The following is an 11130-nucleotide window of genomic DNA, read 5'->3' on the forward strand; positions in this document are numbered from 1 at the left end:
AGATGGTGAAATTGGACGCGCGCCACGTGGCGCTGAATGTGGGGACGGAGCCAAAGGAAGAGGCCATTCGCCGGGTTGGTCGCATGCTCGTGGAGCTCGGCCATGTCGAGCCGCCGTACGTCGACAGCATGCTCGAGCGCGAGGCTTCGACCACCACGTATATCGGCAACGGGATCGCCATTCCACACGGCATGCCGGACTCGGTGAAGTACATTCGCGAATCCGGCATTGTGGTGGCGCAGTACCCGGATGGCGTGGATTTCGGCGGGGAGAAGGCAAGGCTCGTCATCGGCATTGCAGGCAAGGGCGAGGAGCACATGGAGCTGCTTTCGCAGATCGCCACGGTCTGCATGGACGAGTCGAACGTCGCGAAGCTGGTCGGGGCGTCGTCGGCCGACGAGATTGTGCAGATTCTGGAGCGCGCGTCATGAGGCGGGCGCTGCACTTTGGCGCGGGCAACATCGGCCGCGGATTCATCGGCTGGTTGCTCGCAGAAGCCGGCTTTCAAGTGACGTTTGCGGACGTCGTGCCAAGCCTCGTGGAGGAGATTGCGGCGAAACGGAGCTACCGCGTCATTGAACTCGGCGAAGAAAAGCGCGTCGTCGAGGTGCAAGGCGTGGACGCGTGCCTGCTCGGCTCTGAGCGGTGCGTCGAGCTTGCGGCGACAAGCGATTGGATCACGACGGCGGTCGGCATTCGCCACCTCGAAGGCGTGGCCGAGGTGTTGGTGGAAGGATTTCGCCGGCGGATGAGAGCCGGGCGAGAAGGCGACGTGGTGGTCATTGCGTGCGAAAACGCGGTGCGGGCGACGTCCCAGCTGCGCCGTCACGTCGAGCGGCTGGCGGACGATGCGTTGCGCGAATTCCTGGATGCGCGCGTGCGCTTCCTAGACGCCGCGGTGGATCGCATCGCTCCAAACCGCGAGGGACACGCGGAGGATGCCCTGGACGCCGTGGTGGAGTCGTACTACGAGTGGGTGGTCGAGGGGAGTCCCGTGCGCGGCGCGCCGCACGGCATTTCGTGGGTCTCGGATCTCGTTCCGTATTTGGAGCGCAAGCTGTACCTCGTGAACGGGGCGCACGCCGCCATTGCCTATCTCGCGCATCTCCTCGGCATCGCGACCATCGGCGAGGCGCTCTCGCAACCGGACATCGAGCAGCACGCCGCGCGATTCCAGGAGGAAGCGGCGCGCGGGCTGGCGCATCGGCACCCCGCCTTCGATGTTGCAAATCTCACATCGTACGCGGCGAAGGTGCGAACCCGTTTCGCGAACCCACACGTGGTCGATCACGTCACGCGTGTCGCCCGCGACCCGCTGCGCAAGCTGGCGCCAGGCGAACGACTGGTGGGCCCACTCTTGGCGGCCGCCGAAGCGGGCTGCGAAACGACGGCCATCGAACGGGCCATCGCGTCCGCGCTGTGCTACCTGGACGAGCACGATGAAGCTTCGCTGGAGTTGCAGCGGCGGATTTCCGCGGAAGGCGCGGAGCAGGTGGTGCGCGCGGTGTGCGGCCTCGACGGGGCGCTGCTTCGCGCCGTGATGGCCGCGTACCAAGAACTGCAAGCCCGTATCCATTAAGAAGAGGCAAATCCACAGGAGGTTATGGAGATGGCAAAGGCACAGCGAGAAATCGAACTCAAAAACCCTTCCGGGCTGCATGCTCGGCCGGCTTCGCTGTTTGTGGCGGAGGCGAACAAGTTTCAGTCGGAGATTTTCTTAGAGGCGAAGGGCAAGCGGATCAACGCCAAGAGCATTCTCGGCCTGTTGTCGCTCGCCATTGGGCAAGGCACCGTCATCAAAATTGAGGCCGAGGGCGACGACGCAGAGCAGGCCGTCACAGCCTTGTGCGATCTTGTCGCCTCCGGGTTCGGCGAGTGAGGTGACCAAGATGGGCACGGTGTATCGCGGCGTGGCCGCGTCGGACGGGGTAGCGGTGGCGAAAGCGTGGCTCGTCGCCCCGAGAGAGCCGTCCGTCGAGCGCGCGGAGATTGCAGATCCTCAGGCCGAGTGGGCGCGCGTCGAGCGCGCCATCGCCGCCGCGAAAGAGGAACTCGCGGCGTTGCGCCAGACGGCTCTGGAAAAGCTCGGCGAGGCGAAGGCGCAGCTGTTTGTCGCGCACGCGCAGATGCTCGACGATCCCGAACTCACGGGGCAGATTCGCCAAGCCATTGAGGCGGAGCGCGTCAACGCCGAGTGGGCGGTGAAAACCGTGATCGACACCTTGGTGGGCCTGTTTGACGCGCTCGACGATGAGTACATGCGCCAGCGCGCGGCGGACGTCCGCGACGTGGGCAGCCGCCTGCTCCGCCATCTCCAGGGCGGGGACAGGGCGAGCCTCGCGGATCTCGCGGAGCCCGTCGTCCTGGTGGCGCGCGATCTCGCCCCCTCCGACACCGTCCAACTGGATCCCGCGCTCGTGCGCGCGTTTGTGACGGACATCGGCGGGCGCACCTCGCACACCGCCATCATGGCGAGATCGCTCGGCATCCCAGCGGTGGTGGGGCTCGGAGACATCACGGCGCACGTGGAATCTGGGCAGGTGCTCGCCGTCGACGGGAGCGAGGGACTCGTCGTTGTGGAGCCGAATGAGGAGGAGTTGGCGCGCTTCTCGGCGCAAGTGGAGCGGCAGCAGGGGGAACGCTCGCGCCTCGCCGCGCTGCGCGACGCCGAATCCGTGACGCCGGACGGCCGCAGGGTCGAGATCGCCGGGAACATCGGCACCCCGGCCGAAGTGGAGCAGGTGTTGGCTCAGGGCGGGGAGGGGATAGGGCTCTTCCGCTCTGAATTCCTATACATGAACCGCGAGACCGCGCCGACGGAGGAAGAGCAGTTTGCGGCGTACAAGGAAGTCGCGGAGGCCATGGCTGGGCGCCCGGTCATCGTGCGCACGCTCGACGTCGGCGGTGACAAAGGCATCCCGTATCTCGGCCTGCCGCACGAGGACAACCCGTTCCTCGGGTATCGGGCCATCCGCGTCTGCCTGGATCAAAGGGAACTGTTTGCGGCGCAGCTTCGCGCCATCCTGCGCGCGTCGCACTACGGCAAGCTGCGCGTGATGTTCCCGATGATCGCGACGGTGGAGGAGGTGCGGGCGGCCAAGCGCGAACTCGAGGCGGCGAAGCAGGCGCTGCGCGAAGAGGGCGTGCCGTTCGACGAGGACATCGAAGTGGGCATCATGATCGAGATTCCGGCGGCGGCCGTCATGGCGGATCGCCTGGCGAGGGAAGTCGACTTCTTCTCCATCGGCACGAACGATCTCGTCCAGTACACGCTGGCGTGCGATCGGCTGAACGAGCGGATTTCCCACCTGTACCAGCCGCTCAACCCGAGCGTGTTGCGGTTGGTGAAGATGGTCATTGATGGGGCGCACGCCGAGGGCAAGTGGGTCGGCATGTGCGGCGAGCTGGCGGGGGATCCGCGCGCGACCGCGATTCTCCTCGGCCTGGGACTGGACGAATTCAGCATGAGCGCCGGCTCCATCCTCAAGGTGCGCGACGTCGTGCGCAACACGCGCTACGAGGATGCGAAGGCTTTAGCGGCCCAGGCGCTCGAGGCCGATACCGAGGCGGATGTGTTGAAACTGGTGGAAGCCTGAGGCTCTGGAGTCGACGCGATCGACCATAAAAATCCCGCGGGGTGCACCGCCCCGTGGGATTTTTGCAGAAGGGCGTCGCTTGCCCATTCGAGCCTGGCGCGCGTTCGCAAGTACCTTCCTCTGAGCGCCCGTCCCTGCCTCATCACCCGCGTCCACTGATCCCATGTGGCCTTCATTGCGTATGATTCCGTGAAACGCGACGTCGGTCTTTGAGGAGCGGCAAGCCATGGCCTCCAGCTTGTCCCGTGCGGCAGCTTCCACTATCATACTTGACAGCACAACCAACTCCAGCGTCCGTTTGAGGAGAGTGGACATGAACGGTGAGCTGTCCGACGACATGCTGCTTGCCGCCATCGCGCGCGGCCAGCGCGACGCGCTCGAAGCGCTCTATGACCGCTTTGAGCGCCTCGTGTACAGCTTCGCCTACCGTGTGACCGGAGACGTCTCGCACGCCGAAGAGATTGTGCAGGACGTGTTTGTTAAGGTGTGGCGCCAGGCGCATGCCTACAATCCCGCGCTGGGCAAGGTTTCCACCTGGCTTTTGACCATCGCGCGCCGATCCGCCATTGATCTGCACCGCCGCGAGCGGCGCCAACAGCACGAGTCGGGCGAAGACGTGTTTCCCATCTTGCCGGATCACGGGCCCACGCCGGATCGCGTGGCGGAGCAAAGCGACTTGCGATCCCGCATCCGGGAGGCCCTTGCCAAGCTCCCGGAGGAGCAGCGGCAGGTTGTCGAGTGGATGTACTTCCAGGGATATACGCAAAACGAAATCGCGGAACGATTCGGTTGGTCGCTCGGGACGGTGAAGAGCCGCGCTCGGCTGGCGATGCAGAAGCTGCGCGAAGAATTGCAGGGCGTCGGATGGGAGGTGGAGGGCCGTGGCTGACAAGGTGTGCGAACTGTGTGCGCTCTACGTCCTCGGAGGGCTCGACGAAGCTGAACGGCGCTCGTTCGAGGAACATCTGGCCACATGCCCCGACTGCCAGGCCGAACTGGCCGAGATGAAACCCATCGCCGACGCCATGCTGTACGACTTCGACGAGGTGTCGCCGCCGCCCGAGTTGCGTCAGCGCGTCCTGGCAGCCGTCTTTGAGGAGATGGACGCGGAAAGCGGCGCGAAGGGCGTATCTGCATCGCCACGGGCCTCGAAAGAGGGCGCAGCGCCGCGTGACCGCGCGACCGACGACTGGCGTTCCGTGCAATTCTCATCTGCGTTCGAGCCAGCTTCGGATTCGAAATCGACGGTTGAAGCTTGGTCGTCGCGCCGCGAGCGGCGCCGGATTCGGACGTGGTGGATGGCGCCTTGGGCCGCGCTGGTGCTTGTCGCAGCAGGGCTCGGTTGGTCGCTGCATCGCGTCGCCCCGTACCAGACGATTGGCGAGGTGAAGACCCAGGTTCAGCTCGCGCCGACGGCAGGGATGGGTAGCGCGCAGATGTGGGTTATTGAATCGCCTCAGGGTAAAGAGATGCTCATCCGCTTTCACGGTTTGAAGCGACCGGTCGGATCGCAGGTCTACCAGGTCTGGGTGATTCACAACGGTCAGCCGCCGCAGTCCGCCGGTGTGTTTGTCCCGGACGCGCAGGGGAACGCCGTGTTTGCCTCGCTGATGCCGAACGAACCGGTGAATGTCGTGGCGGTGACGCTGGAGCCAAAGGCGATTGACGTGCGGCCGCTAGGCACGATGGTGTTCAAGGCACAGCTCTCCACCTGATGGCAAGCCGATGTGAGGCAAGTGCCGAGGCAGGAATTTGTTGCGGGGACATTGAAGGCATCCACCCTGAAACGGTCCATAGGAAGTGGGGCGATTGGGGTGTCGAGCCTCTTGACGGATCACGATGCGCTCGGCCTCGCGGAGCTGGTGCGGACGAGACAGGTCCACCCGCGGGAGCTCGTTCAGGCGGCCATCGAGCGCATTGAAGCGCTGAACCCAAAGCTGAACGCCGTCATTCACAAGCGCTATGAGAAGGCGCTCGCCGAGGCGGACACCGTGCCCCTCGACGCACCGCTGGCTGGCGTGCCGGTGCTCGCGAAGGACGTGCACCAGGAGATCCAAGGCGAGCCGATGACGTTTGGCTCCAAGGCGTATGCGTCGCACATCGCCAGTGAAGATTCCCATTTTGTGAGGCAGCTCAAACGCGCCGGAGCCATCTTCCTAGGTATCACCAATGTGCCGGAATTTGCGCTCATGGCCGTCACGGAGCCAAGGCACTACGGGCCCACGCGCAACCCTTGGGATTTGCAGGTGACGCCGGGCGGATCAAGCGGCGGTTCGGCTGCGGCGGTTGCCGCGGGCATGGTGCCGATGGCGGGAGCGAGCGACGGCGGGGGCTCCATTCGCATCCCCGCGGCGTATTGCGGCCTGTTTGGGCTGAAGCCGACGCGCGGGCGCACGCCTGTGGGGCCTAAGCTCGGGCGCCATTGGTTCGGTGCGTCGGTCAATCACGTCTTGACGCGAAGTGTACGTGACAGTGCGGCCGCCTTGGACTGTCTCGTGATGGAGGAGAAGGCGGCGGCGTTCACGGCGCCGAGATCGGCAGACCGATACCTTGACGTGATCCACCGCCCGTTGCCGAAGCGACTGCGCATCGCGTTTACCACGGAGTCTCCGCTCGGCACAGCGGTCGACCCGGCGTGCGCCGAGGCGGTGGTACGCGCGGTGAGGCTCCTTGAATCGCTCGGCCACGAGGTGGAAGAGCGAACGGCGCCGGTCGACGGCCGGCAGCTGGCCCAAAGCTACATCTGGATGTATTTCGGGGAGGTGGGGGTCAAGAACTGCTCACTGAATGATGGACAATCATGTACATTTGATGTATTTTATTTCTATGAAAATCAGTGATTGGGCAAGAAAGAATGGAATCACGTACAAGACCGCCTGGCGTTGGGTAAAAGAAGGCCGGATGCCCGTGCCTTTTGAGCAAACTCCTTCGGGCACCATCCTTGTTCACGAACCCGAGTCTTCCACGGAGAATGCCGTGGCCTTGTATGCCCGCGTGTCAAGCGTCGATCAAAAAGCCGATTTGGATCGCCAAATCGCACGACTCATGGAATTTGCAACGGAACAGAGGCTTGTCGTGGTCAAGGCAGTCACGGAAATCGGCTCGGGCTCAACGGACATCGACCGAAGCTCATGAAACTACTGTCCAATCCAGATGCGCATACGATTGTGGTGGAGCATCGGGATCGGCTCATGCGGTTCGGGTTTGAATACGTCGAGGCGGCTTTTGGCGGCTCAAGGCCGACGAATCCTCGTCGTGGAGTCAGACGAGGTCAAAGACGACTTGGTGCAAGACATGATCGAAGTCCTCACGTCGTTTTGCGCGCGGTTGTACGGGCGACGTTCCGCTCGTCATCGCGCCAAGCGCGCTTTGGAGGTTCTCGAGCATGAAGATTCATCGGGCGTATCGGTATGAGTTGGCGCCGAATCGGATGCAACGGAGCCTGCTTGCCAAGCACGCAGGTGCGGCCCGATTTGCGTACAATTGGGGGCTTGCCAGACGCATCGCGCTCTATGAAGAGACGGGGCAAAGCACGAACGCCATCGAACAGCACCGGGAACTCAACCGCCTGAAGAAAACCGACTTCCCGTGGATGTACGAGGTCTCCAAATGCGCCCCGCAGGAAGCGTTGCGGGACTTGGATCGCGCGTTTCAACACTTTTTTCGCAGGTTGAAGGAGGGGCGCAAGGCGGGATTCCCTCGGTTCAAGAAAAAAGGTCGCGACGATTCGTTTCGCCTGACGGGTTCGATTCGCGTCTTGGACAACGTTATACAACTGCCTCGGCTCGGGCGGGTTCGGCTGAAAGAGAAACCGCATGTCGAAGGCCGAATCCTGTCGGCGACGGTCAAGCGGGAGGCGGACCGTTGGTATGTGAGTTTGTCGGCAGAACGGAGATTCCCCGACCCTGTTCCACCTTCGGGCGAGCCGGTGGATGTGGATCTGGGGGTCTCGTGGTTTTTGACGTTGTCCGACGGGACGAAAATCGAGGCGCCAAAGCCGCTCGCCCGATACCTTCGCCGCTTAAGGCGGTTATCGAAGCGGCATAGCCGAAAGAAACCAGGCTCGCGAAATCGGCGGAAGTCGGCGCTGGCGCTTGCCCGGCTGCACCGGAAGATCCGCAACATACGGCAGGACTTTTTGCACAAAGTGACGACGGAGCTCGCGAAAACCAAGCGAGTGATCGTCATCGAAGACCTGCATGTGCGAGGCATGGTGCAGAATCGAGCGTTGGCGCGAGCCATTTCGGACGTGGGTTTTGGCGAGTTTCGACGAATGTTGACGTACAAGTGTACGTGGTACGGCTCGGAACTCATCGTGGCACCACGGTTTTACGCGAGCAGCAAGACGTGCTCGGCGTGCGGGTACGTGATAAGCGAGCTGCCATTGTCGGTGCGGGAGTGGACGTGCCCGGCGTGCAGCACGCGGCATGACCGCGACATCAACGCAGCGAAAAATCTTTTGAGAATTGGTACCGCGAGTTCCGCGGGAAGTGACGCCTGTGGAGATCCCTCTGGCGGGGCGGCCTTGGGCTGCTAGTCATGGGTCGTGGAAGCAGGAAGCGAGAAGTGGACATTTGTCCATGAATTGCAGAACGGCTCAGCTCCAATCTCTTCGCAGCGTCTTGGGGCGTAAACCCCGGCCGGGCGACGTGGAACCCGCCACCTGGCTCCTCGGAGCGATAGGGCAATTCGTCTCCGCTGCCGACTTTGTCGCGCGTCTGCGAACATGGGACGAGGCGGCCGCGCAGATGGAAGTGTTCCACGAAACGTACGACGTCTATCTCACGCCGACGACGGCCATGCCGCCCGCGCGCATCGGCGAGCTGTCGCTTGGATGGCGCGAAGAGCAGCTCGCTCGGTGGTCGCATCGATGGGGCATCGCGCGGCTGCTCAAGCGGGCTGGGATCGTGGATAAGCTCGTGCAGACAAGTCTCATGCGAACGCCGTTCACCCAACTCGCCAACTTGACCGGTCAGCCGGCGATGTCGCTTCCACTGTCCAGGTCCTCGACGGGCGTTCCGCTCGGCGTGCAGGTTGTGGCTGCGCGCGGTCGAGAAGACTTGCTTCTCCAACTCGCGGCCTTGTTGGAGCAGACGAGCCTCTGGGTGGATGTCAAGCAGAATCCCCCCGTTTGCGAAAATCGCCGCCCTCCATCGCAGGATGTGTAGATACCCACGTTTGCCCTCTCCAAAAAACCTCACATGAACTCGAGAGCGCCGTCCAAGGTCTGGGCGGCGTTTCTCTATGTTCCGCCCATTTCGTCGGTCGTGTGATCCATGAGCCGACCCCCTTCGTATCCTTAGGCGAGTGTCACAGAAAGGAGGGCGGCTGATGCGCTCCCACCGGTACCAAGCGTTTGTACTGCTTCTCGTCGGGTATGAATGGCTCATCTCTGGACTCGACAAGGTGCTCGCTCATCACTTCGCGCAGGGGCTGGCCGGTCAACTCGCGGCCGCGGAGCACGGCCTGCCGTATGGCTTCTACGTGTCGCTCTTGTCTCACGTGTTCGTCCCCGACGCGCAACTGTTCGCTTGGCTCGTGATGGTTGGCGAGTGTGCGAGTGGCGTGCTCCTGCTCGCGCTCGGCGCCGTCGCGTGGTTTCGCCCGCTGTCGCCGGTTCAGAAGGCCATCGCGGTTGTCACGCTCGCCGTCGCCAGTTTCATGGTGATGAACTTCTTCTTCTTTCAGGGCGGCAGCTACTTCCTCAATCCATCGGACCCCTACGATGAGGGTATTCCCGTTGATTTTGTTCTCTTCTGGATTCAAATTGGAACCATGATAGCGATTCTTCGAGAAAAATCGAATGAAGAAGTGATCCAACCTACCCTTTCATCCGTAGACACGAGTGAAAGATTCCACAGAACCCATGGAGGGATGTCGAAGTGAACATGCAAAACAAGGCCAAATGGCTCGGAGCTTCCGCCGCCTGCGCGATTGCGCTGGGGAGCATGTCGAGCGTCGCGATGGCGGGGACGACCTCCAACATGTGGCCGGTCAAGCCGGCGCCGGTGACGGCGAACGCGGCCATCAATTTGAGGGTGAGCCTCGACAACCTGCTCGCGCAACACGCCGTGCTCGCTATCAAGGCGATGGAGGCAGGCTATGACAACGCGCCGGACTACAAAAATTGGGTTTCCCTGCTGAACCAAAACACCGACGCCCTGTCCAATGCCATTGCCTCCGTCTATGGACCTCAGGCAGGTCAGGAATTCAAGTCGATGTGGAACGCTCATATTCAGGATTTCGTAAACTACGTCGTGGCCACCGTCAAGAACGATCCGGCAGGCCAGCAAGCCGCGCTCAACGCTCTGCAGCAGTATGAGGTCAACTTTGCCAAGTTCCTGGCTTCCGCGAACCCATACTTGAACGAGCAGGCGGTGCAGGACGGCCTTCGCCAGCACGTCCAAGAGCTTCTGACCGCGTTTACCGACTACGTCAACAAGGACTATAGCGACATGGCTCAGGAGCTTGTGCAGGCGTACAACCACATGTTCATGGTGGGTGACGCGCTCGCCGGCGCCATCGTGAAGCAGTTCCCGCAGAAGTTCGGAATCTCTTCTCCGGACACGGCGGCCGCTAACCTGCGCGTGACCCTGGATCAGCTTCTGGCCCTGCATGCCGATCTCGCCAACCTCGCCATGGAGGCCGGATACAGCGGAGCGGGCGATTTTCAAGCGCTCGCCAGCGTCCTCGGCCAAAACACGGATCAGTTGTCGAGCGCGTATGGCTCCGTGTACGGCGCGCAAGCAGGGGCGGAATATAAGCAGCTCTGGACGGATCACATCAATGACTTTGTGAACTACGTGGTGGCGACGGCCAAGAATGACGCGAGTGGTCGCCAGCAGGCCGTCAATGCCCTGGAGGACTACAAAGTCCACTTTGCGGAGTTCTTGGGCAGCGAGAACCCGAACCTCAACGTCCAGGCGGTGGAGGACGGCCTCGAGACGCATATCGACGAGCTGATTGCAACCTTCAACGATTACGTGAACAAGGACTATGCGGATTCCGCGAGTGAGTTCGCCATGTCCTACAATCACATGTTCATGACGGGCGATGCGCTCTCCGCCGCCATCGTGGCACAATTCCCCACGAAGTTCGAGAGCGCAAGTGACACGTGGACCTGGACCGGCATCTCGCTCGAGGTGAACGGCCAGGCGTGGAAGATGCCGCTTGGCGTCTGGGGCGTGAACCCGGCCACGAATCAGAGCGAGCAGTACGTGCCCATCTGGTACGTGATGCAGGTGCTCGACAAGCTGAACATTCACAACAGCTGGAACGGGCACGAGTGGATGATCCAGACGAGCGGATCGTACAACTGGAATTCGAAGTTCAGCGGTGGGTACATCACGCTCGACATCAACGGCCACGCGGTCGGCATGGCGAACGGCACAGTCCTCGTGGATCCGTATTCGCACAAGCCTACCACGTTCATGGCGATGTCGGACGTCGCCAAGATCCTGAACGATCTCGGCCTGAAGTACACGTGGGGCGGCTCGACGCTCAACATCATGACCTCGATGTGAGGACCACAAGC

11 protein-coding genes and 1 pseudogene are annotated in these 11130 nt (G+C 62.4%); all 12 read left to right on the top strand.

Going from position 1 to position 11130, the window contains the following annotated elements; all coding sequences use genetic code 11:
* The first annotated feature begins 2 nt into the window (after positions 1 to 2).
* The 12 genes and pseudogenes from TC41_RS01295 to TC41_RS01350 all read left to right on the top strand — a co-directional run bounded on the left by TC41_RS01295 (position 3) and on the right by TC41_RS01350 (position 11119).
* Positions 3 to 431, top strand: coding sequence for a PTS sugar transporter subunit IIA (locus TC41_RS01295; protein WP_081462304.1), 429 nt, complete (start codon positions 3 to 5; stop codon positions 429 to 431).
* Positions 428 to 1579, top strand: a complete 1152-nt coding sequence (locus TC41_RS01300) for a mannitol-1-phosphate 5-dehydrogenase (protein WP_014463174.1) — start codon at positions 428 to 430, stop codon at positions 1577 to 1579. Before TC41_RS01295 ends, TC41_RS01300 begins: the two co-directional genes overlap by 4 nt.
* A 30-nt stretch (positions 1580 to 1609) precedes the next feature.
* Positions 1610 to 1879, top strand: coding sequence for an HPr family phosphocarrier protein (locus TC41_RS01305; RefSeq protein ID WP_041694861.1), 270 nt, complete (start codon positions 1610 to 1612; stop codon positions 1877 to 1879).
* Between the two features lie 10 nt (positions 1880 to 1889).
* Positions 1890 to 3596 (top strand): phosphoenolpyruvate--protein phosphotransferase, encoded by a 1707-nt coding sequence (ptsP, locus tag TC41_RS01310; protein ID WP_041694862.1) that lies wholly within the window; start codon positions 1890 to 1892, stop codon positions 3594 to 3596.
* 313 nt (positions 3597 to 3909) lie between these two features.
* Complete coding sequence (locus TC41_RS01315; RefSeq protein WP_041694863.1) at positions 3910 to 4485, top strand: RNA polymerase sigma factor; 576 nt, start codon at positions 3910 to 3912, stop codon at positions 4483 to 4485.
* On the top strand, positions 4478 to 5311 hold the full coding sequence (locus tag TC41_RS01320) for an anti-sigma factor (RefSeq protein ID WP_014463178.1): 834 nt from the start codon (positions 4478 to 4480) through the stop codon (positions 5309 to 5311). The genes TC41_RS01315 and TC41_RS01320 overlap by 8 nt, the downstream gene beginning before the upstream one ends.
* A 111-nt stretch (positions 5312 to 5422) precedes the next feature.
* The gene (locus tag TC41_RS01325; protein ID WP_308727033.1) at positions 5423 to 6436 is read left to right on the top strand and encodes an amidase; all 1014 of its coding nucleotides are present in this window, start codon (positions 5423 to 5425) and stop codon (positions 6434 to 6436) included.
* A pseudogene (locus tag TC41_RS01330) lies at positions 6423 to 7010 on the top strand (IS607 family transposase). Before TC41_RS01325 ends, TC41_RS01330 begins: the two are co-directional and overlap by 14 nt.
* Entirely contained in the window at positions 6982 to 8133 is a 1152-nt protein-coding gene (locus TC41_RS01335; RefSeq protein WP_014463180.1) for an RNA-guided endonuclease InsQ/TnpB family protein, read from the top strand. Before TC41_RS01330 ends, TC41_RS01335 begins: the two are co-directional and overlap by 29 nt.
* Positions 8096 to 8764 (top strand): amidase family protein, encoded by a 669-nt coding sequence (locus tag TC41_RS01340; protein WP_237699995.1) that lies wholly within the window; start codon positions 8096 to 8098, stop codon positions 8762 to 8764. Before TC41_RS01335 ends, TC41_RS01340 begins: the two co-directional genes overlap by 38 nt.
* Positions 8765 to 8927: 163 nt before the next feature.
* Positions 8928 to 9482: a hypothetical protein gene (locus TC41_RS01345; protein ID WP_014463182.1), complete on the top strand. Its 555-nt coding sequence runs from the start codon at positions 8928 to 8930 to the stop codon at positions 9480 to 9482.
* A gap of 2 nt (positions 9483 to 9484) precedes the next feature.
* Positions 9485 to 11119, top strand: coding sequence for a hypothetical protein (locus TC41_RS01350; protein ID WP_237700070.1), 1635 nt, complete (start codon positions 9485 to 9487; stop codon positions 11117 to 11119).
* Positions 11120 to 11130 lie beyond the last annotated feature (11 nt).

Source organism: Alicyclobacillus acidocaldarius subsp. acidocaldarius Tc-4-1, from assembly GCF_000219875.1.
GTDB lineage: Bacteria > Bacillota > Bacilli > Alicyclobacillales > Alicyclobacillaceae > Alicyclobacillus > Alicyclobacillus acidocaldarius_A.

Excerpts from the sequence above, each read along its gene's own strand:
- TC41_RS01300 (WP_014463174.1), top strand. The coding sequence starts at position 428 with ATGAGGCGGGCGCTGCACTTTGGCGCGGGCAACATCGGCCGCGGATTC.
- TC41_RS01335 (WP_014463180.1), top strand. The coding sequence starts at position 6,982 with ATGAAGATTCATCGGGCGTATCGGTATGAGTTGGCGCCGAATCGGATG.
- ptsP (WP_041694862.1), top strand. The coding sequence starts at position 1,890 with ATGGGCACGGTGTATCGCGGCGTGGCCGCGTCGGACGGGGTAGCGGTG.
- TC41_RS01350 (WP_237700070.1), top strand. The coding sequence starts at position 9,485 with ATGCAAAACAAGGCCAAATGGCTCGGAGCTTCCGCCGCCTGCGCGATT.
- TC41_RS01305 (WP_041694861.1), top strand. The coding sequence starts at position 1,610 with ATGGCAAAGGCACAGCGAGAAATCGAACTCAAAAACCCTTCCGGGCTG.
- TC41_RS01295 (WP_081462304.1), top strand. The coding sequence starts at position 3 with ATGGTGAAATTGGACGCGCGCCACGTGGCGCTGAATGTGGGGACGGAG.
- TC41_RS01345 (WP_014463182.1), top strand. The coding sequence starts at position 8,928 with ATGCGCTCCCACCGGTACCAAGCGTTTGTACTGCTTCTCGTCGGGTAT.
- TC41_RS01315 (WP_041694863.1), top strand. The coding sequence starts at position 3,910 with ATGAACGGTGAGCTGTCCGACGACATGCTGCTTGCCGCCATCGCGCGC.